This window comes from Pseudarthrobacter sp. (genome assembly GCF_036675385.1).
Classification (GTDB): Bacteria; Actinomycetota; Actinomycetes; order Actinomycetales; family Micrococcaceae; genus Arthrobacter.
This window is the reverse complement of sequence record NZ_JAKFFD010000194.1, coordinates 1-26,006: the sequence shown is the minus strand read 5'-3', so window position 1 is coordinate 26,006 and position 26,006 is coordinate 1. Positions and strand designations below refer to the sequence as shown.

Sequence of the window (26,006 nt, the reverse complement as noted above, 5' to 3'; positions counted from 1 at the left end):
CGCCGGCGCCTGTTGTCCACAGCTGTTGGGAAAGTTATCCACAATGTGTATAACTTTCCCGGCGCCGGAACCGAAAGCCGCCCGTGCAGGCCATGGCGCACGGGACCGGATCCAAAGCGCTCGGACTGACAGTTACTAACAGTGTGGATTGGCTGTGGATAATACACACTGACCCGACCACGGCGATCCTTGGTGTCACCACCCGGAGGCACACCCGGGAGTCCGCTAAAGGCCCGGGGCAATCTCAGTTGCCCTACCCGTGTCCTGCGTGGTCCGTTACCGGCTCTGGGCCCAGTCAGCGATCCCGGCGGACCGGATGGTGGCTGGTGATGGACACCCGGTTAAAGGCATTCATGGTGATCACCAGCCAGCTGACCGCCGAAAATTCATCGGCGCTGAGGTGCTGACGCGCATATCCTTCCTCAAGCTCGGTTGTCCGGTGGTCCGGCAGTTCGGTGATGCATTCTGCCAGGGCAAGGGCAGCCCGCTCCTTGTCCGTGAACAGGGCTGTCTCCCGCCACGCCGGCAGGACAGCAAGCCGCTGCTGGCTCTCCCCGGCCTCCATGGCGTCCCGTACATGCATGTCGAGGCAATAGGCACAGCCGTTGATCTGGGAGATCCGCACGTTGAGCAGCTCTATGGTCTTGCGGTCAATCCCGGCCGCGTCGGCGGCTTCGCGCACTTTCAGCCCCAGACCGTTGAGAGCGCGCCATACCGCGGGGTGCTGCTTGTCGAGGTAGATGTGCTGGGTTGTTGCGGTGGCGCTCAAGGCGGTCCTCCTGGCTGGAAGCTTGCTGGGTCCGATGCTGCGTAGGAACACCCTCGCACACACCGTGTTATCCACTTACTAACACTGGACTACCCACAAGTTATCCACAGTTGTGGACAACAATCCACAGGACGGCCCGAGCGGACCCCTCAGCTGCCCCAGTCGGGGAAACACTGATGGTTAACTACATGTCTGTAAGTTGTTAACACTGTGAATAACCCTGTTGATACGGGCAGGCCGGATCCCCTCGTATGGGCCCCCGGCGCGGAAAATGGCCAGGATATCCACAGGTCGGGCTCAAATGGCGTGTTTTTCCACTTAACCACAGGCGCATCCCCAGGTGTTTTCCACAATTGTGGACAACCGGATGATCCAATCCGGCAAAATGGCGGACACCCGGGAGCAGGGCCACATCGAAATCCTGAACTACACCCATGTAAGTTACCAACAGTGTGGATAACCCCTGTGGATAACTTCGGCGCCGTCGTCGTGGCCTGACGCGGACCACCGGCTGCTCGCACGCCGGGACGCACGCAGCAAGTGAACGGGCAGCGCGATGCGGAGGCCTCACCAGGCACAGAAAAGACCCCGGTGTCCGTTGGGACACCGGGGTCTAAGTGGTCTGTTGGAGCTGGGCCTGAGGACCCGGACGGTCAACCGGCCGTGACGCGGAGCCAGCTCGCCAGGGCCAGCAGGAGAACCACTCCGGCCAGTCCGGCGGCGTGCAGCAGGGGCTGCCGCGGGCCCCGGGGTGCGTACGCAATGACGGCAGCGCACAGGGCTCCTGTGACGAGCCCGCCCAGGTGGGCCTGCCAGGCGATCTGGGGGACCACAAATCCGATCACGCCGTTGATGGCGATCAGGATCCACAGCTGCCGCGTATCCCCGCCGCGGTGTCGCTGTACCAGCAGCATCGCCCCGAAGAGTCCAAAGATCGCCCCCGAGGCACCCACCACTCCGGCAAGAGGCACGCCGGGCACGTAGCCGGGGGTCAGCAAGAGATAGCCGACAGACCCTCCGATGGCAGAGATGAGATACAACGCCAGGAAGCGGACCCGGCCCAGAAGCGGTTCGAGTGCCTGGCCGAAAATCCACAGCATGTACATGTTCAGCACAATGTGGAGGATGAATCCCTGGGAGTGCAGGAACGCCGCCGTCAGCATCCGCCACGGTTCGAACTCACCGAATTCGGGAGTGGCAAAAACATTCGCGAACGCCAGGTTCTGGTAGATCCACTCACCGGGGACCACCCATTGCAGAACGTACATCGCCGCGCACAGGGCGATGATTCCAAACGTCACTATGGGTTTGCCGGTTGCCACGGCGCCGCCGTAGACAGTCTTGACCGCCGGCGTCGTGCGCTTTGTTTCGTTGACGCAGTCAACACACTGGAATCCGACGGCGGCCGCCCGCTGGCAGTCCGGGCACGCTGGGCGGCCGCAGCGCTGGCAGCGCACATAGGAGGGCCGGTCCGGGTGCCTGGGGCACACCGGAACCTGCGCGGACGGCTCGGCCGCCGGAATTCCGTAGCTCATGTGATGGGTTAGAGCTGCTCGATGTCGATGCTGTTGATGGTGACGTCCTCAACCGGGCGGTCGCCCATTCCGGTGCGGACGCCCTCGATGGCGTCGACGACCTTCTTGGAGTCCTCGTCAGCAACCTCGCCGAAGATGCTGTGCTTGCCCTGAAGCCAGTCGGTGGGGATGGTGGTGATGAAGAACTGCGAACCGTTGGTGCCCTTGCCCGCCTGGATGCCGGCGTTGGCCATGGCCAGTTTGTAGGGGGCGTTGAAGCTGAGTTCGGGGTGGATTTCGTCGTCGAACTTGTAGCCGGGTCCGCCCACGCCGCGGCCCAGCGGATCGCCGGCCTGGATCATGAAGTCCTTGATGATGCGGTGGAAGATGGTGCCGTCATACAGCGGCGTGCCCGTCTTGTCCTCACCGGTCTCCGGGTGGGTCCAGGCCTGCTCCCCGGTGGCCAGGCCAACGAAGTTCTTGACCGTCTTCGGCGCATGGTTGCCGAAGAGATTAACGACGATGTCGCCGAGGCTCGTGTGGATGGTTGCTTTTGCAGTTGCGATTGCAGTCATGCCGCCTATTCTTTCACGGCAGGTCAACGTGGAAGGGGCTGGACGGGCAGTTCCGCGCTGGGTGAAATCAGGTGTAAATCCGCGGGAAGAATAGCCCGTGCAGGTCAAGGCACGTAGGCTAACAACAGAACCGTCACATTAATCGGGAGGTAGTTGTGAAGAAATCGGATCGTATTGCCCGTGACCTTGAACAGTCAGTCAACAGCGCAGTTGAGAGCGCCAAGGACTGGGCATCCCCCCGCGTGGAAGCAGCAGTGGATTGGGCAGTTCCCCGCCTGCAGCATGGCCTGGACACCGCATCTCCCAAAATCCAGGAGGGGCTCAAGACCGCGGCCCACAACCTTGCCGACGGCGTCGCAACAGTGACGCCGCGCATCCAGGAGGGGCTCGCCCAGCTCGCCCCGAAAATCCACGACGCCGTTGAGGTCGCCACTCCGCGCCTGTACGAAGCGCTGGACAAGGCCACTCCCGTTATCCAGAACGCCCGGGACCGTGTGGTGGTGGAATACCTGCCGCGCCTTTCGGACCAGATCGGCCACGCGTCCGACGCCGTGCACCGCACCTTGGAAAGCGCGCCGTCCCACGTGGACGCCGTCGCCCAACGGCTTGCCGATTCCGGCGTCGTGCATTCCCTCCAGGAGCAGGCCCAGACGGCCGGCACGCAGCTCAAGGCCGCCGCGCACGAAGCCGGTAAGGCCGTAGGGGTCCAGATCGCCCAGCCGCAGAAGCCCAAGAAGCGCGGCTGGCTGGTGTTCGGCATCATCGCCGCAGCCGTCGCCGCCGGCGTCGCCGCCTGGAAGGCCTCCAAGCCCGTGGAAGACCCGTGGAAGACCCCTTCTCCGGTCACCCCTACTCCGGCGCCGGTGCCTGCCATCAGCGTGAACGACGCCAAGGACACGGCCGGGGACGCAGCCAGCAAGGCTGCGGCCGCCACCGGTCCAGCCGCTGACGCCGTGGCCGGCCAGGCAGAGGATGTTGCCGAGGACGCCGAGGACGCGGCCGAGAAGGCCAAGCACGTCGCCGATGAATCGGCAGACGCAGCAGCTAAGGCGTCCACCGATGCCAAGACCGCCATCAAGAACATTGCGGCCAACATGAACGGTTCCGCGGACAAGAGCAGCAACTAGCACTTCCGGCGCCCTCGCGGCGCCCACTGAAGGGGCTCCGCCTGGTGCGGGGCCCCTTCAGTGTTTTCCCAGTGTTTGTCCGGGCTGGACCCAGTCGCTGGCGGGACGAACCCTGATCGGTGCTAAATTTGAACTGATGTCAGCCGATAAATCCCCTGGGGATGCCTTGAACGACGCAGCACAGCTGCCGCTCGTGTCCATTGTCATCCCGGCTTACAACGAGGAAAGTGTCATCCGGCAGTGTCTCATCGCTGCGGTGTACCAGTCGGTGCCGGCCCACGAAATCATCGTGGTGGACAACCTCTCCACTGACCGCACCGCCACCATCGTGGCGCAGATGCAGCTGGAGTATCCGGAAAGTCCCATCATCCTGCTCAGCCAGGACCGGGACCAGGGCCTGATTCCCACCCGAAATTTTGGCCTAAACCATGCCACCGGCGACGTCCTGGGTCGCATTGACGCCGACTCCGTTGTCGAGCCGGACTGGGTGGAGCAGGTCCAGAACGCCTTTTTTGATCCGTCAGTCCAGGCAGCCACCGGACCCGTGGTCTACTACGACATGCCGATGCGGCGGTTCGGGCTCAAGGCAGACGACAAGATGCGTCAGCTGATGCTCAAGCTCGCCAAGCACCAGTACCACTTCCTGTTCGGCTCCAACATGGCCCTGCGGGCTACGGCATGGGAAACCATCCGGGACGAAACCTGCCGGGACGAGAAGGACGAAATGCACGAGGACATCGACCTGTCCCTGCACCTCGCCGACCACGAACTCAAGGTCCAGTACTGGCCCCAGATGGTGTCCGGGATGTCCGCCCGCCGGCTCGAGGATTCACCGCGGGACTACCGGTACTACGTGACCCGCTTCGACCGCACGTACAAGGCGCACAACGTCAAGAAAATGGCCCTCAAGGCACCCATGGTGGTGTTCTTCTCGGTCTACTTCCCGGCGAAGCTCCTGCGGGCCATCCACACGGTCAACACCGCCCAGTCTGTCCGCCGCGGCGGACAATAGGCCCGGTTTCCGGCTGTTGCGCGGCCTCAGTCCGTTCCTAGTTCAGCCAGACGATCCGACGGCGGTTCATCCCCACGCACGGCGGAACCTTCGCGCCGTTTCCTGAAGCCTGACCGCTGTCCCAGAACCACGACGGCGAGGCCCACGAGGATGAGCCCCAGCCCGCCGTAGGTGCCTGCGGGCAGTGTCTCGTGCAGGAAGACCGCGGCCAGCACGGCTGCGCCGGGGATCTCCAACAGGATGATCATCGACACCAGCAGCGGGCTCATGGTGGCCAGCAGGTGATTGAAGGCTGTGTGGCCCACCAGTTGGGCACACACGGTGATGGCCAGGATCCCCACCCAGCCAACGGCGTCGAACCCCACCAGCGGCTGGCCGCTGAAGAGTGCCAGCACCGCCACAAAGGCAGCGCACATCCCGTAGCAGAGCGTGGTGTAGGTTCCCGTGGTCATGGTCTGGCGGGCCTTGCCGCCGGCGAGCGTGTAGAGGCCGGCCAGGGCCCCACCGGCGACAGCCAGCAGGTCACCCAGGAGCGCGTCCGGCGAGGATCCCATGTCGAACCCGGTGATCGTGACAACACCACCAAAGGCGATCCCCAGCCCTGCCAGCACCTGCCAGCGGTGCCTGGTGCCACGGAGGAGCTGGAAGACCGCGATCCAGGCCGACTGCAGGCAGACCAGGGCGGTGGCGGCAGCCACGGACGTCAGCTGGAGGGACGTGATGAAGCAGGCAAAGTGCAGGGCCAGGGCGACGGCGGCGAGCAGCGACCAGCGGAACTCAGGGCCGGTGATCCGGCCGAACTGCCGGGGTTCGCGGACCACGGTGGGAGTGGCCATGACGGCGGCCCCGATGGCGTTGCGCCAGAAGGCGATGGCGAGGGCACTGACGGTGGTGGCGCCGAGGGTCGCGGCGATCAACGGCCCGGACGACGCCACACCAAGGACGCCCACGGCCGCAATAAGAAAGTTCACCGTTCAACCCTACTGTTCTGGATTAACACTGTGCCGCCTTAACGACAAAGTCCCGGACAGCTTTTCAGCTGTCCGGGACTTTCCTTATGGTGGAGGCACGGGGACTCGAACCCCGAACCCCCTGCTTGCAAAGCAGGTGCGCTACCAATTGCGCCATGCCCCCATAAGAAGCAACCCGTCAATCATACCCTAGAACCGTGGAGCATTTTGCAGGCTCCCGGTCCGGGAATCCGGCCTATTCGACCTTGTCGGTCGACTGGCTCCAGACTGTTTTCCGGGCCTCGGATTCCTGTGCTTTCCTGTAGAGCAGGACGCCTGCGATCGCAGCTGCAAGTACCAGCAACTTCTTCACATGCTCCCCGTTCCGATCCTGCCTGCCGTGAAGCAAACCGAACCTTCCTTCGAACCTGCACAGGTTCCGTGGGCGTACCAGGACTTGAACCTGGGACCTCTTCGTTATCAGCGAAGCGCTCTAACCGCCTGAGCTATACGCCCCGATGCCTCATCGGGCCGAGACATGACTTTACAGCACATCCCGGCCCGATCTCAAATCGAGGCATTTCGCCGGAGAATTTCCGGTGAAATTATGGGTTTTCAGTCGTCCGTGAGGGTGACGCCGATGCCGCCAACTAGCGTTGCGGAGATGTTGTAAAGCACCGCTGACAGCATGGACAGCGCCGTCAGCAGGACAACGTTCACCACGGCGATAATCGTGGCAAAGGAAGCCACCTGGCCCAGGGATGCGACCTTCTTCAGTTCGAACCCGCCGCCTTCGGAGCCTGACAGGGTACCCAGGAGGCTGTCCACCTGGTCAAAGATTCCGGTGAGGTCCAGGACAGTCCAGAGGACGATTGCGGCCACGACGGTGACGATTCCCAGCGCCACCGACAGCAGGAACGCCATCTTCAGGACGGACCAGGGATCCACCTTGCTGACCAGCAGCCGTGCACGCCTGACCTTGGCCTTGGGTGCAGGCTTGACCAGGCCGGGCTGGGCCTGCGGAGACCGGCCCTGCACTGGGCGCTGGCTGGCCTGTGCTGCCGCCTGCCTGCCCTGGCCGGCACGCTGGCCCGTCTGGCCTGCCGGAACCCGATCCTGCGCAGGGCGCTGGCCGGGAACGGCCGGCCGCTGCCCCGGTGCGCCCGCAGGGGCCGGTGGACGCTGCTGCGGACGGACGGGGGCGTTCACCCGGGGTGCGGCCGCGGGCGGCGGCGTTCCGCCGGGGACATTGCTGCTCGGCTTGGGATATGAGTCGGGATTACTCACTCGTTACCTCCGGTGTAGTCTTCGTTCGGCTCAGCGTCGCCGGAGGCGTCCTCTGACTCAACAGCCGGTGATGTTTCTGCCGTTGTTGCTGACCCTGCGGATCCCTCGGGGGACCCGGCCTCTTCAGCCAACGTTACGTCATCGTCCACGGATTCTTCGCCCTCGAGGCCGCGTTCGCTGTTCCTGGCCACCTCAATGATGCGGTCATTCTTGTCCGGCTTCGCGAAGATAACACCCATGGTGTCGCGGCCCTTGGCAGGTACGCCGGCCACGGATGAACGGACAACCTTGCCGCCTTCCATGACCACCAGAACCTCGTCTTCTTCCTGGACAATCAGGGCGCCCACAAGGTGGCCCCGTTCCTCCTGGTACTTGCCCACCTTGATGCCCAGGCCGCCGCGGCCCTGCAGGCGGTATTCCTCCACCGCGGTGCGCTTGGCGTACCCGCCTTCGGTGACCACAAAGACGAACGAACCGTCCGTGACGACGTCGGCCGCCAGCAGTTCATCGTCCTCGCGGAACTTCATGCCGGTGACACCGGACGTGGCCCGACCCATGGGACGCAGGGCATCGTCCGTGGCGGTGAAGCGGATGGACTGGCCCATGCGGGACACCAGCATGAGGTCATCCGTTTCGGAGACCAGCTGGGCGGATACGAGTTCGTCCTCGTCGCGCAGGTTGATTGCGATGACGCCGGCGGAGCGGTTGGTGTCGTAGTCCTCCAGACGGGTCTTCTTGACCAGGCCGCGCTTGGTGGCCAGCACCAGGTAAGGGGCCTGCTGGTAGTCCCTGATGTCCAGGACCTGGGCGATGTGCTCGTCCGGCTGGAAGGCCATCAGGTTGGCGACGTGCTGGCCCTTGGCATCACGGCCGGCCTCCACCAGTTCGTACGCCTTCGCCCGGTAGACCCGGCCGAGGTTGGTGAAGAAGAGCAGCCAGTGGTGGGTGGTGGTCACGAAGAAGTGCTCCACCACATCGTCGCCGCGGAGCTGGGCGCCCTTGATGCCCTTGCCGCCGCGCTGCTGAGACCGGTAGTTGTCGCTTCGCGTGCGCTTGACGTAACCGCCGCGGGTAATGGTGACAACCATTTCCTCTTCGGGGATCAGGTCCTCCATGGACATGTCGCCGTCGAAGCCCATCAGGATCTTGGTGCGGCGGTCATCGCCGTGCTTGGCCACGATCTCGCCCAGCTCGGTGCTGATGATTTCGCGCTGGCGTTCCTCGGAGGCAAGGATCGAGTTGTACTCGGCGATCAGGGCCTCAAGTTCGGAATGGCGGTCCTGGATCTTCTGGCGTTCCAGGGCTGCCAGGCGGCGCAGCTGCATGTCCAGGATGGCCCGGGCCTGCAGTTCGTCGATGTCCAGCAGCTGCATCAGTCCGTCGCGCGCGGCTTCGGTGGTGTTGGACGCACGGATGAGCGCAATGACTTCGTCCAGCGCGTCCAATGCCTTCAGGAGGGCACGCAGGATGTGCGCCTCTTCCTCGGCTTTGCGCAGGCGGTAGCGGGTACGTCGCGCAATGACGTCCAGCTGGTGCGTTACCCAATGGCGGATGAAGGCGTCCAGGCTCAGCGTGCGCGGCACCCCGTCCACGATGGCCAGCATGTTGGCGGAGAAGTTGCTCTGCAGGTCGGTGTGCTTGTACAGGTTGTTCAGCACCACCTTGGCCACGGCGTCGCGCTTGAGCACAATGACCAGCCGCTGGCCGGTGCGGCCGGAGGTCTCGTCGCGGAGGTCCGCAATGCCGGAGATCTTCCCGTCCTTGACCAGTTCGGCGATCTTGATGGCCAGGTTGTCCGGGTTGGCCTGGTAGGGCAGTTCGGTGACAACCAGGCACGTACGGCCCTGGAGTTCCTCGACGTTGACCACGGCGCGCATGGTCACGGAGCCGCGGCCCGTCCGGTACGCGTCCTCAATGCCCCTGTGGCCGAGAATGGTCGCGCCGGTGGGGAAATCGGGTCCCTTAATACGGAGCAGCAGCTCTTCGAGCAGTTCCTCGCGGCTGGCCGTCGGATTTGCCAGGTACCACTGGACGCCGTCAGCCACTTCGCGGAGGTTGTGCGGCGGAATGTTGGTGGCCATGCCCACGGCAATGCCGGAGGAGCCGTTGACCAGCAGGTTGGGGAAACGGGCCGGCAGGATGGTGGGTTCCTGGTTCTTGCCGTCGTAGTTGTCCTGGAAGTCGACGGTTTCCTCGTCGATGTCCCGGACCATCTCCATGGCCAGCTGGGACATTTTCGTTTCGGTGTACCGCGGGGCGGCGGCACCGTCATTGCCCGGCGAACCGAAGTTGCCCTGGCCCAGGGCCAGCGGGTACCGCATGGTCCAGTCCTGGATCAGGCGGACCAGCGCATCGTAGATCGCGGTGTCGCCGTGGGGGTGGTACTGGCCCATGACCTCGCCCACCACACGGGCGCACTTGTTGAAGGACCGTTCCGGCCGGTAACCGCCGTCGAACATCGCGTACAGCACGCGGCGGTGCACGGGCTTGAGGCCATCGCGCACGTCGGGAAGGGCACGGCCCACAATAACGGCCATGGCGTAGTCCAGGTACGAGCGCTGCATTTCCGTCTGCAGGTCCACCTGCTCCACGCGGTCAACCAGCACGTCGCCTTCAAGCACGGTTTCCGGAAGATCGGCGGATTCCGCCGGGTTCTCGGGTGTCTCGTCACTCATCGTTTATATTTTCCGTTTCAGGTATATGTCGGACTTGGAATATCTACTCGGTGAACCGGTCAGATATCCAGGAACCTGACGTCCTTGGCGTTCTGCTGGATGAAGTTTCGGCGGGACTCCACGTCTTCGCCCATCAGTGTGGAGAAGGTCTGGTCCGCTGCCAGGGCATCGTCCATGGTGACCTGCAGGAGGGTCCGGTGGTCCGGGTCCATGGTGGTGTCCCACAGCTCGGTATAGTCCATCTCGCCCAGGCCCTTGTAGCGCTGGATGCCGTTGTCCTTCGGGATACGGCGGCCGGCGGCCTGCCCGGACAGGAGCTTGGCATCGCGCTGCTTGTCGCTGAAGACGTAGTCGTGCGGCGCGTTGGACCACTTGATCCGGTACAGCGGGGGCTGCGCCAGGTACACATAGCCGTTTTCGATCAGCGGGCGCATGTAGCGGAACAGCAGCGTCATGAGCAGCGTGGTGATGTGCTGGCCGTCAACGTCGGCATCGGCCATCAGCACGATCTTGTGGTACCGGAGCTTGCTGAGGTCGAAGTCCTCGCCGATGCCGGTGCCGAACGCGGTGATCATGGACTGGACCTCGGTGTTGCCCAGGGCCTTGTCCAGCCGGGCCCGCTCCACGTTCAGGATCTTGCCGCGCAGCGGCAGGATGGCCTGGGTTTCAGGGTTGCGGCCGCGTTTGGCGGAACCGCCGGCGGAGTCGCCCTCCACGATGTACACCTCGCAGCGGGCGGGATCCTTCGAGGAACAGTCGGACAGCTTGCCGGGCATCCCGAAGGATTCCAGCGGGCTCTTGCGGCGCGCATTGTCACGGGCCTTCCGGGCGGCCATCCGGGCCTGGGCCGCGGAAATGGCCTTACGGATGACATCCCGGGCGGGGCCGGGGTTGCGTTCCAGCCAGTCGCCCAGGCCGTCGGTGACCACGCGCTGGACGAAGCCCTTGACCTCGGAGTTGCCGAGCTTGGTTTTGGTCTGGCCCTCGAACTGCGGTTCGGCCAGCTTCACCGAGATGACCGCCGTGAGGCCTTCACGGATATCGTCACCGGTGAGGTTGTCGTCCTTTTCCTTGATGATGCTCTTCTCACGCGCGTAGCGGTTGATGAGGGAGGTCATCGCGGCGCGGAAACCCTCTTCGTGGGTGCCGCCCTCGTGGGTGTTGATGGTGTTGGCGTAGGTGTGGACGCTCTCGGAATACGCGTTGGTCCACTGCATCGCCATTTCCAGCGCGATGTGCCGTTCCGTGTCCTCGGTTTCGAAGGAAATGACGTCCTCGTGGACAACATCAACCTTTTTGCCCGAGTTCAGGTGCTTCACATAGTCCAGCAGGCCGTCGTCGTACTGGTACACCACGGTGCGGTGCTCAGCGGTGACTTCGCCTTCTGTGACCACGACGTCAAGGTTGAGGTCCTCATTGGCGTCCGCGTTCGATGCTGCTGTGCGCTCGTCCGTGAGCGTGATCCGCAGGCCCTTGTTCAGGAAGGCCATCTGCTGGAAGCGGGCGCGGAGCGTCTCGAAATCAAATTCCGTGGATTCGAAGATTCCCGCGTCCGGGTAGAAGGTCTGGGTGGTGCCGGTGGTGGCGCTTTCTTCGCCCTTAACCAGCCCGCCCTGGGGCTTGCCGCCGTCGGCGAAGGACATCCGCCAGACGTTGCCCTGCCGCCGGACTTCAGTGTCCACCCTGCTGGAGAGCGCGTTCACCACGGAGATACCCACGCCATGGAGGCCGCCCGAGACTGCGTAACCGCCGCCGCCGAACTTGCCGCCGGCGTGCAGGATGGTCATAACCACTTCCACGGTGGGTTTGTGCTCGGTGGGATGCATGTCCACGGGGATGCCGCGGCCATCATCTACAACTTTGACGCCGCCGTCGGCCTGCAGGACTATTTCGATGTGCGTGCAGTACCCGGCCAGTGCCTCGTCAACAGAGTTGTCCACCACTTCATAGACCAGGTGGTGCAGGCCGCGCGGCCCGGTGGAGCCGATATACATGCCCGGGCGTTTCCGGACGGCTTCGAGGCCCTCAAGTACGGTGATGTCGCTTGCGCCGTATTCCCGGGGTGTCACGGCCGCCGCCGGCGGCGTATCGGGGGTAGGGACGTCCTCCGTTGCGCGTTCCACTGCCTGGGTATCTGTATTGTCGTTAGCCACAGGTGCTGTCGACTCCTCTTTTTCGATGATGGCCGGCGGCGGCCTTCCAGGGGAAAGCATCCGCCAACAGGCACAAGCTGATGGCGCTGACGGATACGTCGACGTGCAGGACCGAAGTCCGCCTGCGGAGAGCGTGCGGAAAACGGACTCAGTCAACGTTTCACCGGCGCCCAGTTATCTGCTGTGATTCTATCGTGAAATGGGCTGCAAACCCGCATTCCGGCGGGCGTCGCGGGACCTTGATGTGCCGATGCGAGGCCGTTGACCCCGCCTAGGGCGCCCTCGAGGTCCCGTCTCCGGGTTCCTATACGCCCCAAGGGCGTTAGCCCGCCCTACACGCCGCCGGACGAATATTCAAGAGTCGACGGCGGCGGCTAACCGTAGGTATCGCGCGGCCCGCGGCCGTTGACGGTGCGTCCGCCCTTGCGCCAGCTGGGTGCTGACGGGCCGAGCACCTGGATGCTGGTGACCACGCCATCGCCCAGTTCCGTGCGGAATTTCTCCAGCAGGCTGTTGCTCAGCAGCCGCAGCTGCGTGGACCAGGCCGTCGAGTCGCAGCGCACGTGAAGGGTGGTATCGGTGAAGCTCTCCGGGGTGCAGTGCGCTGAGATCTCCGGGCCAACCAGCGTGGCCCACTCTGCCATGACCGATCCCACCGCTACCGGCGAGCTCCAGCCGCGTTCGGCCACGAGGCGTCCCACCACTTTGCCAAGCCCCAGCGGATCACGGCCGGTGGAATGGAACTGGCTGAAACCTCGGGTATCCCGGATCCCACCCTTTGTCTTGGCGGCGCCGGCCTTGGGGGGTGCCTTCCGGCGGATTTCGCCGCGTGCGGCCGCGGCCTCACGCATGCGGTTCAGCGCAGCCTGCGGCGCGTCGATGTTGTCAGGATCCCGGCCGGGCTGCAGCCCGCCCTTTTCATCCTTATTCATCGATTCCTCCCGGGATGACCTTCACCCGCCGGCCGGAGAGTTCCTCCGGGATATCGGCGTCGACGGCGGCGGTCACCAGGACCTGTTCCGCGCCGGAGACTATTGCCGCCAGTTTACGCCGGCGCCCCACATCCAGCTCGGCGAAAACGTCGTCGAGGATGAGGATCGGTGCAGACCCGCCGGTCCTCGCGTCATCGAGCATGACGTAATACGAGGCGAGCCGGAGGGAGAGGCACATCGACCAGGTTTCGCCGTGCGAGGCGTACCCCTTGGCGGGCGCTTCGCCGAGGATCAGTTCGAGCTCATCCCGGTGCGGCCCCACCAAGGAGATTCCGCGTTCAAGTTCCTTGCGGCGAGAGGCTGCAAAGGCCTGGACATAGCGGCCGGTGAGGTCCTCAACGGTGAGGTCCCGCAGATCTTCGGCAGCGGCGGACCCATCCGTCAACGAAGCGCCACCGGCACCAGCTGCCGCGCCGCCGTCGTCGTCCATCAGGTTTTGGAGGGTGGACCGGTAGACGGCGTTGGCTTCCTTGGACCCATCCGTGAGCTGGGCATACGCCTTGGCCAGGTGCGGGCTCAACAGTTCCACCAGTTCCAGCCGCGCGTGCAGCAGCTCAGCGCCCGCCCGGGCCATGTGCTGGTCCCAAACATCGAGGGTGGCCTCGTGCCCGGCAGTGAATTTTCCAGCCCGGGCGGATTTGAGCAGGGCGTTGCGCTGCTTCAGGACACGGTCATAGTCCGTGCGCGTCGCCGAATGCCGGGGCATGAGGCTGACCAGCAGCTCGTCCAGGAACCGGCGGCGGTTGGACGGATCTCCCTTGACGAGCGCCAGGTCCTCAGGGGCGAAAAGCACTGTCTGGCAGATCCCCAGGAGATCCCTGGCACGGACGGGATTGCTACGGTTGATTCGCCCCCTGTTGGCGCGGCTGGCATTGATCTCAAGTTCCAGGACCGTGGTCTGGCCGCCGCGGACCAGGCGCGCCCGGACCAGCGCGCGGTCCGTGCCGAACCGGAGCAGCGGAGCGTCGGAACTGACCCGGTGCGAGCTGAGGGTGGCCAGGTACCCGATGGCCTCCATGAGGTTGGTTTTGCCAATGCCGTTTGCCCCGACGAGCACAGTGACCCCCGGTTCGAGGGGAAGGTCGACCTGGGCGTAGCTGCGGAAGTCAGTGAGCGAAAGGTGTTCTAGGTACACGCGGTGTTCGACAATTCTCGGAACCCGCGGGTCCCGGGGTGGATGTTACTTGGCGGGACGGGTGGCATGCCCGCCGAACTGGTGGCGCAGCGCGGAAACCATCTTCATGGCGGGCGAGTTTTCCTCGCGGGAAGAGAAGCGCGCGAAGAGTGCAGCCGTGATGGCCGGTGCCGGGACAGCGTTGGCAATGGCTTCCTCAACGGTCCAGCGGCCTTCGCCCGAGTCTTCGACGTAGTCATCGATGGATTCGAGTCCCGGGTCCTCGTCCAGCGCCTTGACCATGAGGTCCAGCAGCCAGGACCGGACGACGGTGCCCTTTTGCCAGGCGCGGAACGTACCGGGCAGGTCGTCGACAATGTCCTTGGCAGCCAGCAGTTCGTAGCCTTCGGCGTACGCCTGCATCAGGCCGTACTCGATGCCGTTGTGGACCATCTTGGCGTAGTGTCCGGCACCGATTCCGCCGACGTGGACAAAGCTGTCCGCCCGCTCGCCTTCGGGACGGAGCACATCAAAAACCGGCAGTGCCCGCTCAATATCGGCAGCATCGCCGCCAGCCATGAGCCCGTACCCGTTCTGGAGGCCCCACACTCCGCCGGAAACGCCGCAGTCGGCGAAACGGATCCCCTTCTCGGCCAGCGCGGCACCATGTTTCTGGTCCTCGGTGAAGCGGGAGTTGCCGCCGTCGATCACCAGGTCGCCGGCGTCGAGCTTGTCCCCGAGTTCGGTGACGACGGCATCGGTGATGTCGCCTGACGGGACCATGACCCAGATCAGCCGCGGGGCCGGAACGGCCGCAATGAGCTCATCCACGGAGGCAACATCGGTGACCTCGGGGTTGCGGTCAAAGCCGGTGACCTCAATGCCGCCCTTGCGCAGGCGTTCGCGCATGTTGAAACCCATCTTGCCAAGGCCGATCAGTCCAATATGCACGTGGGTCTCTTTTCTGCGCGGGGTTGGCTGTCGTTTTGGGGCCCAGAACGACAACAACTGTCTGGGCCCACGCCGCCAGGGTTCCCTGGCCGAGCTTGCGAGGCGAGGGTGGCGGTGGGGACTAGTTGGGAAGGCGGACGGGCATGACCAGGTAACGGTAGTCGTCCTGGTCCTCGCCGTCGGCGTCTGCCTGGGCCGTGATCATCGCGGGCTTCGGCGCCGTGGTGAAGGAGAACCTGACGTACTTCGTTTCGATGACGCTCAGGCCCTCCACCAGGTAGTGCGGGTTGAAGGCGACGGTGATGTCGTCACCGGAGAGCTGGGCTTCGAGTTCTTCGGAGGCCTGGGCATCTTCGCCGGTGCCGGCGTCCAGGTGCAGCAGTCCTTCGGTGAAGGCGAGGCGTACCGGGGTGTTGCGTTCGGCCACCAGCGACACACGGCGGACGGCTTCCACAAGTTCCTGCGTCTGGACAGTTGCGTGGATGGGGGTGGAATCCGGGAACAGCGAGCGGATCTTGGGGTAATCACCATCCACGAGCAGCGACGTGGTGGTGCGGCCGCCGCTTTCGAAACCGATGAGGCGGCTGTCATCGTCAGCAAGGGCGAGGTTGATGTCGCCGCTGTTGCCAAGGGTCTTAGCCACTTCGTTGAGGGTTTTTGCCTTCACCAGGGCACTGGTGGAAATTCCCGGTGTGGTGGGCTTCCACGGCACTTCGCGCATCGCCAGACGGTAGCGGTCGGTGGCCAGAAGCGTGATGAGGTCGTCCTCGATCTCCATCCGGACGCCGGTCAGGATGGGGAGTGTGTCATCCTTACTGGCCGCAATGATCACCTGGGACACAGCCTGGGCGAACGCGTCACCCGGGACGGTGCCGCTGATGGCGGGTAACGCAGGCAGCGGCGGGTATTCGGCCTCGGGCATGGTGGCCAGATGGAAGCTGCTGCGGCGGCAGGTCAGCGTCACCTTGTTGCCATCGGTCTCCACGACCACCGGAGCGGAAGGAAGGCTGCGGCAAATGTCTGCGAGGAGGCGTCCGGAAACGAGGATGGTTCCCTCAGTGGTGATGTCCGCGGGGATGTCCAGCCGTGCGGAGGTCTCGTAGTCAAAGCTTGAGAGGCTGACCGTACCGGCCTCAGCCTTCAGCAGCAGGCCCGACAGTACTGGAACCGGCGGCCGCGGAGACAACGACCGGGCTGTCCAGGTGACGGCTTCTGCCAGGACGTCCCGTTCGACTCTGAACTTCACGGAAGGGTGCCGCCTTTCATTGCTGCTGCCTTGTCTGAACCGGAAACTCCCAAAGGGAGCCCAAAAGTAGTGGCGCCCCAACAACGGAACCTGCATGGTTCATCGAGTGCTGAACCACAAAGAAACCCGAGGATGGGAGCGCTGCTGACAGCTTAGCCGGAAGACGGCTGATTAACCCATCCCCGGTCAGGACGCCTGGGGTCCGGAGGCCCTTGGGCCTGGGCCGGTTCGGGGTGCGGATCGAGATTGTTATTTGAGGGAAATCAATTTCTTGGGATTAGTAGTGTTAATAACTGCTGTGGATACTGTGGATAACTCGATCCGGCCGCAGGATCCAGCGGTTAAGCCCTGTTCATGGATTGTGGGTGACGCAGGTTTTAAACAGGCTGTGGATGGGGATAACAATTTTTGGGTTTTCGCTGATCCACAGGCGGCTTAGGGGTTTTAAGCCCATTAAGCTCGGTTGTCCCCTTAAGTATCCACAGGGTTATCCACACGCACCTGTTAATAAGGTATAGAGGCGACAGCTCAGGAGTTGCGCTGCTGCTGCTTGATCCTGTTGGTGAGTTCGGTGACCTGGTTGTAGATCACACGACGCTCAGCCATCAGCTCACGGATTTTGCGGTCCGCGTGGATCACCGTGGTGTGGTCGCGGCCGCCGAGTTCCTGGCCAATCTTCGGCAGGGACATATCCGTGAGCTCGCGGCAGAGGTACATGGCGATCTGCCGGGCGGTCACCAGCGTGCGGGTCCGGGACTTGCTGCAGAGTTCCTCCATCGTGAGCTTGAAATACTCCGCCGTCTGGATCAGGATCTGGCTCGACGTGATTTCCTGGGCGCCGTCATCCGTGATGAGGTCCTTCAGAACCATCTCAGCCAACGCAACATCGACCGGCTGCCGGTTCAGGCTGGCAAATGCCGTCACCCGGATCAGTGCGCCTTCGAGTTCGCGGATGTTACTGGAGATCTTGGAAGCGATGTATTCCAGGGCATCGTCCGGGGCGGAGAGGCCTTCGCTGAGGGCCTTCTTCCGCAGGATGGCGATGCGGGTCTCGAGCTCGGGCGGCTGGATGTCGGTGAGGAGGCCCCACTCGAAGCGGGACTTCATCCGGTCCTCGAAACCTGCCAGCTGCTTGGGCGGCAGATCCGAGGTGATGACCACCTGCTTGTTGTTGTTGTGCAGGGAGTTGAACGTGTGGAAGAACTCCTCCAGCGTCCGGTCCTTGCCGGCCAGGAACTGGATGTCATCGATCAGCAGCACGTCCACGTTGCGGTACGTGGTCTTGAAGCTGGCGCCCTCGTCATCGCGGATGGAGTTGATGAAGTCGTTGGTGAACTCTTCGGAGTTCACGTACCGGACCCGGATTCCGCTGTACAGGCGGCGGGCATAGTGGCCGATCGCGTGCAGGAGGTGGGTCTTGCCCAGCCCGGAATCACCGTAGATGAACAACGGGTTGTAGGCCTTGGCGGGCGCTTCGGCCACGGCCACGGCAGCTGCATGGGCAAAGCGGTTGGACGAACCGATCACAAAGGTATCGAAGACGTACTTGGGGTTCAGCCGGCCGAACTCGTGGGAAGTGCTCGGCAGCATCGGCTGCGGCTTCTGCTCGATCAGCTGGTCCGGCGAGTAGGAAGGTTCGACGACGGGTTCCGGCTCCGTGTGGAGCGGCACCAGATCGGTGTCCACGTCGATCGCGCAGCGGATGTCCTCGGAGAAAACGTTATGCAGGGCGTCATCCAGGGCGTCCTTGACCTGGGTCTGAAGGACTTCACGGGTCAGTTCGTTGGGAACGGCCACCAGGAGGGTGGATCCGATCAGGCCCTGGGCCTGGGCCAGGATGACAAAGCCCCGCTGCCGTGGAGATACGCGGTCGTCCTGCTCGAGCAGGCTCACAACCCGACGCCAGGAACTTCCGACAGTATTGGCGTGGTTGGCTTCGTCTACTGTCATCAATCAGTTCCTCAAAACTTGCGTGCCTGCATTACGTGCAGCCCCAAGTCCCGAACCAGGATGCTGGTTCAGCTTCATCCACAGGGTTATGCACAGTCCGTGGATAATCGGCTACTGAGCCACTCTAGGGGAACAAAAGGCCAGAAGATAGCTGGGAAGTAGCTTGTGGATAATTACACCGTTGTGGTTCGAAAACAGGCCTTGTGAGCCACTTCATCCACAGGCTGTGGGGCCAGGTTAACCACAGCCGGGGACAGGGACGCAGGGGTACCCCGGTTTGACTCTGGCAGGCATTTTGCCCTAACGTTGTGAAGTCCTTTGTGTACGCTTTTTGGCCCCTTCTGAATCTCTCTGACGCACCGCGTTGGAGCAGCCGGGGGAAGCGTGCATATACAAAACTTAGCGTCGGCCAGTTCTTCCCCTTTTACTGATCGGGTGGGCGCACCTTTGATCCACTGGAGTAACTAACGTGAGCAAGCGGACTTTTCAGCCGAATAACCGCCGTCGAGCCAAGAAGCACGGCTTCCGCCTTCGTATGCGTACCCGTGCCGGCCGTGCCATCCTGGCAGCCCGTCGTGGCAAGGGCCGCACCGAACTGTCGGCCTAGATAACTGACTCGTCGGTTTAACTTTTCTTTGCGAGTTTAAGGTGCTGGCCACCCGTAACCGTTTGAGGACTGCAACCGATTTTTCAACAACTGTACGTTCCGGTGTCCGCAATGGACGCCGGAACGTAGTGTTATATGCGGCAGCTATTGCTGCCGACGAACCCAGCCGGATCGGGTTCATCGTTTCCAAAGGTGTCGGGAACGCTGTGGTCAGGAACCTCGTTAAGAGGAGACTGAGAGAAGCCGGTGCTGCCTCGCTGCGCGAGTACGGTACCGGGTTCGCCATAGTGGTCCGGGCGCTGCCTGCGTCCGCTGCCGCCAGCTGGGATCAACTGCTGGCGGACTACAACGCCGCACTGGAATCAACCATGAGCCGGTTGGGCAGCCGCCTTCCGCGGGCTGCTGTAAACGGTTCAACCGGTACAACACAGGAAGGGACACAGCGTGCGTAAGGTAACTGCCGCCGTCGTCCACTACCTTCATCCTGTTGCTGCCGCCGTGGGCACCTTCCTCTGGAACCTGCCCAGAAACATTCTTATTCTGCTGCTGATGGCCTACCGCAAGGTGATTTCTCCCTTGTATGGCCAGGTCTGCCGTTTCTTTCCTTCCTGCTCGGCGTACGCCCTTGAGGCGATCACTGTCCACGGGGCGGTGAAGGGCAGCTGGCTTGCGGCCCGTCGCCTTGTGCGCTGCCATCCGTGGAATGCCGGCGGTGTGGACCATGTCCCCGCCGGCCACCGCCACTGGCCCGATCACCGGACCCCCACAATTGTTGTGCTGAACAACCCGGACAAGTACCTGGCTGCTCAGACTGATGGAGAAGGCCGCCTTGCGGCCTGACGAATAGGGATATCGTATGGACTTCTTTGAAACAATCATGTTTCCGTTCAAGTGGCTGGTTTCCATCATCATGGTGGGCTTCCACGAGGGCCTGAGCAGCATCGGGCTGCCTGAGGCTTCGGGCTGGACGTGGACGCTGTCCATCATCGGGCTGGTGCTGGTGATCCGTGCCGCCCTGATCCCCGTATTCGTCAAACAGATCAAGGCGCAGCGTGGCATGCAGCTGCTGCAGCCGGACCTGAAGAAACTCCAGGACAAGTACAAAGGCAAGACCGACCAGCTGTCCCGCCAGGCAATGGCGCAGGAACAGATGGCCATGTACAAGAAGCACGGCACCAACCCGTTCTCTGCCTGCTTGCCCATGCTGATCCAGATGCCGTTCTTCTTCGCGCTCTTCCAGGTTCTGTCCGGCATCACAGCGGCCCGAACCAAGGGCGCCGGCATCGGTGCCATGAGCCACGAGCAAGTGGTGCAGTTCGACGATTCCAGCATCTTCGGGGCTACGCTTTCCGCTTCCCTGTTGCATGGCGGCGCCGGCAACCAGACCGCCGTGTGGATCCTGTCGATCGTGATGATCCTGGCCATGACAGCGTCGCAGTTCATCACGCAGAAGCAGATCATGGCCAAGAACATGTCTGAAGAGGCCATGGCCAGCCCGTTCATGCGGCAGCAAAAGATGATGCTCTACATCCTGCCCGTCGTGTTCGGTGTGGGTGGCATCAACTTCCCCATCGGTGTCCTCATCTACTGGACCACCACCAACCTCTGGACCATGGCGCAGCAGTTCTTCGTCATCCGCCGCATGCCGACGCCGGGATCCCCCGCCGCCAAGGCACTCGCCGAGCGCCGGGCTGCCAAGGGCCTGCCGGTCCTGCCCATTCTGGGCGGGAAGAAGGCCGACGCCGAAGCGGAGGCAGCTGCCGCAGCTGCGATCATCGAGCAAAAGGGACAGCGCGTCCAGCCCCAGCGTAAGAACAGGAAGAAGAAGTAATGTCAGCCGAGAGCACCGAACACGCCCTTTCCGACGAGATCATTGACGATCAGGACGAATCAGCGACTGACGCCGATGCTTCCCCCAAGGGATCCGCTGCCAGCCGCCTCGAAGAGGAAGGTGACGTTGCTGCCGATTACCTCGAGGAGCTCCTGGATATCGCGGACATCGACGGTGACATCGACATCGAAGTCCGGAACGGCCGCACTTACATTTCCATCGTTGCCGAGGAAGAAACCGATAGCCTCGACAGCCTCGTCGGCGAAGACGGCGAAGTCCTGGAAGCCCTTCAGGAACTGACCCGGCTCGCTGTCCTCTCCGCGACGGAGAACCGCTCTCGCCTGGTGCTGGACATCAACGGCTACCGTGAGCAGCGCGCCGGCCACCTCCAGAAGATTGCGGAGGATGCAGCAGCTTCGGTCAAGGAGTCCGGCAAAGCCGTGGCACTGGAGCCGATGAGTGCGTACGAACGCAAAATCGTTCATGACGCCGTCGCTGACCTGGGACTCGTCAGCGAGTCCGAGGGCGAAGGCGCCGGGCGCCACATCGTAGTATCCGCAGACTAGAGAATGCTGAACCGCTAATCATGGTTGACATCACGGCAGCAGAATTGCTGGCGGCCGAGAAGATTTTCGGTGACCGCCTGGACCTGGCCAAACGCTACGTGGAGCACCTGGCCACGTCGGGAACCGAACGCGGGCTGATCGGGCCGCGTGAGATCCCACGGTTGTGGAGCCGGCACGTCCTTAACTGTGCCGTTATCGAAAGCGAGATCGCGCACGGCAGCCATGTTGCTGACGTCGGAAGCGGAGCCGGACTTCCCGGACTTTGCCTCGCCATCGCGCGTCCGGACCTCCAGCTGACACTGATCGAGCCGCTGGAACGCCGGGTGATTTGGCTCCAGGAAGTGGTGGACGATCTCGGCCTGACAAATGTCACGGTGATGCGGACCCGGGCGGAGCTTGCGGTTGGCATGGTGGACGCTGATGTTGTGACTGCCCGGGCTGTTTCCGCTCTGGGCAACCTCGCCGGCCTGACCATCCCCTTGCTCGCCGGCAAGGGCGAGGTTGTGGCCATTAAGGGACGCAGCGCAGGCGAGGAAATCGAAAAAGCAGCGAAGGTCATCCGGAAACTCGGTGGCGTCCAGACCTCTGTAGTGACTGTCGGTGAAAACCTCCTGGAGGAACCCACCACGGTGGTACGGATCGTCGTTAACAAGTCCCGAAAGATCTCCTAGTCCTGGCCCGGTAGCCTTGGTCTGCAGGGCGAAGCGGTTAGGCTAGACAACGGCAGCAAAAGCCGAACGAGAGTGAGTGTGTCCCAGTGACCAGTAGCGAAGCCTCCACACAACGGATACCCCCGTTCGTGTCTTTGGGGTCAGCACGATCAGTTGCTGGCATGGGCATGGGTTCCGCGCCCGGACGAGGGGAAAGTCACCCTAATCCGGTTGCAGAAATGGCAATTCTTGCCTCTGTTTCACGTGAAACAACAACGAGTGGCCGGATCAACGTCATGGACACCATGGACGATTCCAGTCCTATCGCCCGGGAACTCGCGCACGAGACCAGGCGCCGCGAACGGCTGGTTGGCCGGAAACTTCCCAAGCCGGAGAAGACACGTATCTTCACCGTGTCCAACCAAAAAGGCGGCGTGGGCAAGACCACCACCACCGTGAATATCGCTGCTGCCCTGGCTGCAGCCGGCCTGAACGTCCTGGTCATTGACATCGATCCCCAGGGCAACGCCTCCACCGCCCTCGGCGTCGAGCACCATGCCGATGTGGACAGCATCTACGACGTCCTCATCAACGATTTCCCTCTTGCTGACGTCGTAGCACCGTGCCCGGACATCAGCAACCTGATTTGTGCTCCTGCCACCATTCACCTGGCCGGAGCGGAGATTGAGCTTGTTTCGCTTGTGGCCCGTGAACAGCGGCTCCGCCGGGCGATCGATGTCTATGCCAAGACCCGGGCAAAGAACGGCGAAGAACGCCTCGACTACATCTTCATTGACTGCCCGCCCAGCCTCGGGTTGCTTACGGTTAATGCCTTCTGTGCTGCCGGTGAGGTCCTTATCCCCATCCAGTGTGAGTACTACGCACTGGAAGGCCTCAGTCAGCTCCTCAAGAACATTGAGATGATCCAGAAGCACCTGAATGCGGATCTGGTGGTCTCCACTATTCTCCTCACGATGTATGACGGACGGACCAACCTTGCAGCCCAGGTGGCAGCGGAAGTTCGCCTCCACTTCCCCGAGCAGGTCCTTGGTGCTGTAGTCCCCCGCTCCGTGCGGATTTCAGAAGCTCCGAGCTACCAGCAAACCGTCATGACGTACGATCCTTCCTCCAGTGGAGCCCTGTCTTACCTGGAAGCTGCAGCCGAAATCGCTGAACGCTAGAATCTTCAAGAACTGCAACAACCGGAGTCCGGCAAGATCTGACTCTTCCATCGGAGGGATTTATCCATGAGCGAAAAGCGACGTGGCCTAGGCCGCGGTCTTGGCGCACTCATTCCAAGTTCCGCCGGTAGTGCGTCGGGCAACGGCGGCGCTGCGTCGCGGCCTGTGGATCTCTTCTTCCCTGAAGGCCGTAAGAAAGTCGGGTCCCCTGACGACGCTTCAGGGAATGGTGGGGCAGCTTCGGATGCTGCATCTTCGGAGTCGGTTGTTTCCGAGTCGATCGCGCCGACCCAGGCCAACGACGCATCGGTAACCAAGAAGGCAGCCGCGCCGAGAACGGCCTCCCCCGCGAATCCGTCGGCCAAGGCAGCAGAGAAGCTGCCGGCCGCAAATGCTCCCGCCAAGGCTCCTGCGAAAGCCCCTGCAAAGGGCGGTGCAACTACATCAACGGTGGATGGTTCGCCCACGCCAGTTGAAGGCGCGACTGGCGAGTCTGTGTCCGAGGTGCCTGAGTCCCAGAGCAGTACGCCGGATAACGGTGTTGACCTCGTGGAAGTCCCCGGCGTGCGGTTTGCCGAGATTCCGGTCACCGACATCCATCCGAACCGCAAACAGCCCCGCTCAGTCTTCGATGACGATGACATGGCGGAGCTAATCCACTCCGTGCGCGAAATCGGCGTCCTCCAGCCAATTGTGGTTCGTACCTCAACCGAAGAAGGTGGAGAACCGTACGAGCTGGTGATGGGTGAGCGTCGCTGGAGGGCAGTACAGGCGGCTGGGATGGCGACCATCCCAGCCATTGTCCGGGACACCACTGATGATGACCTCCTCAGGGATGCACTGCTGGAGAACCTGCACCGCAGCCAGTTGAACCCGCTCGAAGAGGCTGCGGCCTACCAGCAGCTGCTTGAAGACTTCGGAACCACTCACGAGCAGCTTGCGGACCGCATTGGCCGTTCACGTCCCCAGGTTTCGAACACGCTGCGTCTCCTCAAACTTCCACCCCTGGTTCAGCGTCGTGTGGCGGCCAGCGTTATTTCCGCTGGCCACGCGCGCGCGCTGCTCGCCCTGCCGGATGCAGCAGCCATGGAACGCCTCGCCCAGAAGATCGTGGCTGAAGGCATGTCTGTTCGGGCAACCGAAGAGGCCGTCACTCTCTACCAGGATCCTGCGAAGCCTGCCAAGAACAACATCCCTCGTCCGGGAGCCCGCCATGAGCGCCTGGACTATCTGGCATCCTCGCTGTCCGACCGCTTGGACACCAACGTCAAGATTTCCCTGGGTGTCCGCAAGGGGCGTGTCAGCATTGAATTCGCCAGTGTTGAAGACCTGAACCGCATCATGGAAGTTCTTGCGCCAGGATCTGAAAACTAGCGTTCTCTGTTCAAAGAAGGGCCTGTTTCACGTGAAACAGGCCCTTCTTTCGTTTGAATCGACGCCATCCTTTTATTCCGGAGCTGATACTGGCGTGGCCATCGTGGTTGTGACGCGCCCCGGGATCGAGCCCGTGGTTCGCATGGTGGACCACTCTGGTCCCGATGGGATAGTTCCGTTGTGGGGACGCGAGTTTTGCACTGTCTGCTGCCTGGACTCCTCTAAAGACTGGTCTCTTCCAACGACTGTCGTCTCTGCTTGTGTTCCCGCAGCAGTGGTGGACTTCTGGGGTTTCGGGTTTGCTGACGCACTGGAGGTGGGCCTGAGGGCGATGCAGATGGCGGGGCTGCGAACTCTCGAGACGGAGATCAGGCAGGAGTGGAGGACTCGACGGATCGCTGGACATTCCGATGCGACTCTTGATACTGGGCATCCAATGGGTTCCGTTGCTCCGAGGCAGTAAAGAATGCGTCGGTTCGCGCAATTTCCAATCAGTCGGGTGCGGTGGTCATCCTGCAGGGCGGCGGAAACACCGTGTTCGAATGCTCTTGCCCCGTCCTCTTCCAGAGAGCTGGTGCGCAGCGTACGCACCCGTGCAGCTGTTGGCCTCAGCCTGTGGCTGGCTCGGTGACTAGAGGATGCGCCAGGGTGGACGTCTCCCCGGAGACCCGTCGCCAGATAGTTTTCCGACCTTCAATCTGGTTCGGCAACATCCGGGGGTTCGGCAACATCCGGGTTCGGATGGGAAGGAGCCTCGCGGTGGCTGTTTCACGTGAAACATCAACAGGTATCGCGATCTAGGCGGCGGCGCCATCGAGAAGAAACATGAAGTTGGTAGGGTCTAAAGCCCTCGGCGAGTGATGTCGCCAGCGAGTCACCTGAGCTGCGGCTGCGGCTGTTGAAGTAGATTCGGCTTTGCAGCATCCGAGGGGCTTCGCCCGCAGCCAAAGTCGGGGCAGAAACACTTCTATAGAAGCAGTTCACCAAGCTTCGTGAGGGTAGTCGAGATTGCTGAGCAGGCTCGGCCTATGCCAGCCGTCTTCCAAATGGTTTCACGTGAAACATAGTGACGAGTCCAGCGCACCGTGCCCGGCACCTCCCCCGGCACCCCGGCACCCCGGCACCCCGGCACCCCGGCACCCCAGGACCTCAGGACCCCAGGACCCCAGGACCCCAGGACCCCGACAACCGGTCGCCCCGTCGCCTCGTAGCCCTCTCGGCGTCGACGAGTGGGCTGCGACTCGGGTTGTAAACATGCAGCCCAGGCGCCCTCCCACATCGATCGCCGCGGGAACAGAGACAATTCGCGGACTGTGGAGTTGACGGCTTAGAGCCCACGATGGCCTCTTCTCGCCTCGAGGAAGATTCCGCCCACAATCCCCCGGCCGGCAGTGACGGCCCGCCGCTGGCTACATCCTGCGGACCCAGCGCACCTGCCCAGGGCTCTGGGACCTTGGTAAGCCGTCCGGAGGGTTCGTAGTC

23 protein-coding genes and 2 tRNA genes are annotated in these 26,006 nt (G+C 62.8%); 10 read left to right on the top strand and 15 right to left on the bottom strand.

All coding sequences use genetic code 11. The features are described from left to right. Positions 1 to 295 precede the first annotated feature (295 nt). From V6M49_RS16585 to V6M49_RS16575, 3 genes are all read right to left on the bottom strand, one after another. The gene (locus tag V6M49_RS16585) at positions 296 to 769 is read right to left on the bottom strand and encodes a carboxymuconolactone decarboxylase family protein (protein WP_056342773.1); all 474 of its coding nucleotides are present in this window, start codon (positions 767 to 769) and stop codon (positions 296 to 298) included. A gap of 653 nt (positions 770 to 1,422) precedes the next feature. Further along, positions 1,423 to 2,304: a rhomboid family intramembrane serine protease gene (locus tag V6M49_RS16580; RefSeq protein WP_332762114.1), complete on the bottom strand. Its 882-nt coding sequence runs from the start codon at positions 2,302 to 2,304 to the stop codon at positions 1,423 to 1,425. Between the two features lie 8 nt (positions 2,305 to 2,312). Beyond that, a complete protein-coding gene (locus tag V6M49_RS16575) occupies positions 2,313 to 2,858 on the bottom strand; it encodes a peptidylprolyl isomerase (RefSeq protein WP_141138883.1) in 546 nt (181 codons plus the stop codon). Between the two features lie 155 nt (positions 2,859 to 3,013). Here V6M49_RS16575 and V6M49_RS16570 point away from each other — a divergent pair, with 155 nt between their 5' ends. Next, positions 3,014 to 3,985, top strand: coding sequence for a hypothetical protein (locus tag V6M49_RS16570; RefSeq protein WP_332762110.1), 972 nt, complete (start codon positions 3,014 to 3,016; stop codon positions 3,983 to 3,985). A 136-nt stretch (positions 3,986 to 4,121) separates the two neighbouring features. Next, on the top strand, positions 4,122 to 4,997 hold the full coding sequence (locus tag V6M49_RS16565) for a glycosyltransferase (RefSeq protein WP_141138881.1): 876 nt from the start codon (positions 4,122 to 4,124) through the stop codon (positions 4,995 to 4,997). 26 nt (positions 4,998 to 5,023) lie between these two features. Here the strand turns inward: V6M49_RS16565 and V6M49_RS16560 are convergent, their stop codons facing one another. From V6M49_RS16560 to dnaA, 12 genes are all read right to left on the bottom strand, one after another. Beyond that, positions 5,024 to 5,968 (bottom strand): DMT family transporter, encoded by a 945-nt coding sequence (locus V6M49_RS16560; RefSeq protein WP_141138880.1) that lies wholly within the window; start codon positions 5,966 to 5,968, stop codon positions 5,024 to 5,026. An 87-nt stretch (positions 5,969 to 6,055) separates the two neighbouring features. After that, a tRNA-Ala gene (locus tag V6M49_RS16555) sits at positions 6,056 to 6,131 on the bottom strand. 72 nt (positions 6,132 to 6,203) lie between these two features. Continuing rightward, positions 6,204 to 6,320, bottom strand: a complete 117-nt coding sequence (locus V6M49_RS16550; RefSeq protein ID WP_210412373.1) for a DLW-39 family protein — start codon at positions 6,318 to 6,320, stop codon at positions 6,204 to 6,206. A 69-nt stretch (positions 6,321 to 6,389) separates the two neighbouring features. Next, positions 6,390 to 6,463, bottom strand: a tRNA-Ile gene (locus tag V6M49_RS16545). Positions 6,464 to 6,562: 99 nt separating this feature from the next. After that, complete coding sequence (locus V6M49_RS16540) at positions 6,563 to 7,234, bottom strand: DUF3566 domain-containing protein (protein WP_104060339.1); 672 nt, start codon at positions 7,232 to 7,234, stop codon at positions 6,563 to 6,565. Then, the gene (gyrA, locus tag V6M49_RS16535) at positions 7,231 to 9,909 is read right to left on the bottom strand and encodes a DNA gyrase subunit A (RefSeq protein WP_104060340.1); all 2,679 of its coding nucleotides are present in this window, start codon (positions 9,907 to 9,909) and stop codon (positions 7,231 to 7,233) included. The genes V6M49_RS16540 and gyrA overlap by 4 nt, the downstream gene beginning before the upstream one ends. A 59-nt stretch (positions 9,910 to 9,968) precedes the next feature. After that, positions 9,969 to 12,062 (bottom strand): DNA topoisomerase (ATP-hydrolyzing) subunit B, encoded by a 2,094-nt coding sequence (gene gyrB / locus V6M49_RS16530; protein ID WP_332762104.1) that lies wholly within the window; start codon positions 12,060 to 12,062, stop codon positions 9,969 to 9,971. 374 nt (positions 12,063 to 12,436) lie between these two features. Continuing rightward, positions 12,437 to 12,994, bottom strand: coding sequence for a DUF721 domain-containing protein (locus V6M49_RS16525; protein ID WP_056342749.1), 558 nt, complete (start codon positions 12,992 to 12,994; stop codon positions 12,437 to 12,439). Next, positions 12,987 to 14,189: a DNA replication/repair protein RecF gene (recF, locus tag V6M49_RS16520; protein WP_332762101.1), complete on the bottom strand. Its 1,203-nt coding sequence runs from the start codon at positions 14,187 to 14,189 to the stop codon at positions 12,987 to 12,989. Before recF ends, V6M49_RS16525 begins: the two co-directional genes overlap by 8 nt. Positions 14,190 to 14,234: 45 nt before the next feature. After that, positions 14,235 to 15,119 carry a phosphogluconate dehydrogenase (NAD(+)-dependent, decarboxylating) gene (gene gnd / locus V6M49_RS16515; RefSeq protein ID WP_141138875.1) on the bottom strand — a complete coding sequence of 295 codons (885 nt, stop codon included), beginning with the start codon at positions 15,117 to 15,119 and terminating at the stop codon, positions 14,235 to 14,237. Positions 15,120 to 15,240: 121 nt separating this feature from the next. Continuing rightward, complete coding sequence (dnaN, locus tag V6M49_RS16510) at positions 15,241 to 16,365, bottom strand: DNA polymerase III subunit beta (protein WP_141138874.1); 1,125 nt, start codon at positions 16,363 to 16,365, stop codon at positions 15,241 to 15,243. A 528-nt stretch (positions 16,366 to 16,893) separates the two neighbouring features. Continuing rightward, positions 16,894 to 18,315, bottom strand: coding sequence for a chromosomal replication initiator protein DnaA (gene dnaA, locus V6M49_RS16505; RefSeq protein WP_056342735.1), 1,422 nt, complete (start codon positions 18,313 to 18,315; stop codon positions 16,894 to 16,896). Between the two features lie 469 nt (positions 18,316 to 18,784). Between dnaA and rpmH the strand changes: the two genes are divergently transcribed. The 8 genes from rpmH to V6M49_RS16465 all read left to right on the top strand — a co-directional run bounded on the left by rpmH (position 18,785) and on the right by V6M49_RS16465 (position 24,524). Then, positions 18,785 to 18,922: a 50S ribosomal protein L34 gene (gene rpmH / locus V6M49_RS16500; protein ID WP_003800212.1), complete on the top strand. Its 138-nt coding sequence runs from the start codon at positions 18,785 to 18,787 to the stop codon at positions 18,920 to 18,922. 41 nt (positions 18,923 to 18,963) lie between these two features. Further along, positions 18,964 to 19,374, top strand: coding sequence for a ribonuclease P protein component (gene rnpA / locus V6M49_RS16495; RefSeq protein WP_056342732.1), 411 nt, complete (start codon positions 18,964 to 18,966; stop codon positions 19,372 to 19,374). Next, positions 19,367 to 19,762: a membrane protein insertion efficiency factor YidD gene (gene yidD, locus V6M49_RS16490; RefSeq protein ID WP_104060345.1), complete on the top strand. Its 396-nt coding sequence runs from the start codon at positions 19,367 to 19,369 to the stop codon at positions 19,760 to 19,762. The genes rnpA and yidD overlap by 8 nt, the downstream gene beginning before the upstream one ends. Positions 19,763 to 19,778: 16 nt before the next feature. Next, complete coding sequence (yidC, locus tag V6M49_RS16485) at positions 19,779 to 20,753, top strand: membrane protein insertase YidC (protein WP_104060346.1); 975 nt, start codon at positions 19,779 to 19,781, stop codon at positions 20,751 to 20,753. Then, the gene (locus tag V6M49_RS16480) at positions 20,753 to 21,319 is read left to right on the top strand and encodes a Jag family protein (protein WP_104060347.1); all 567 of its coding nucleotides are present in this window, start codon (positions 20,753 to 20,755) and stop codon (positions 21,317 to 21,319) included. The genes yidC and V6M49_RS16480 overlap by 1 nt, the downstream gene beginning before the upstream one ends. Positions 21,320 to 21,339: 20 nt before the next feature. Further along, the gene (gene rsmG / locus V6M49_RS16475; protein WP_332762093.1) at positions 21,340 to 21,990 is read left to right on the top strand and encodes a 16S rRNA (guanine(527)-N(7))-methyltransferase RsmG; all 651 of its coding nucleotides are present in this window, start codon (positions 21,340 to 21,342) and stop codon (positions 21,988 to 21,990) included. 86 nt (positions 21,991 to 22,076) lie between these two features. Further along, complete coding sequence (locus V6M49_RS16470; RefSeq protein ID WP_308470654.1) at positions 22,077 to 23,150, top strand: ParA family protein; 1,074 nt, start codon at positions 22,077 to 22,079, stop codon at positions 23,148 to 23,150. Between the two features lie 66 nt (positions 23,151 to 23,216). Beyond that, a complete protein-coding gene (locus V6M49_RS16465; protein WP_332762088.1) occupies positions 23,217 to 24,524 on the top strand; it encodes a ParB/RepB/Spo0J family partition protein in 1,308 nt (435 codons plus the stop codon). Positions 24,525 to 26,006 lie beyond the last annotated feature (1,482 nt).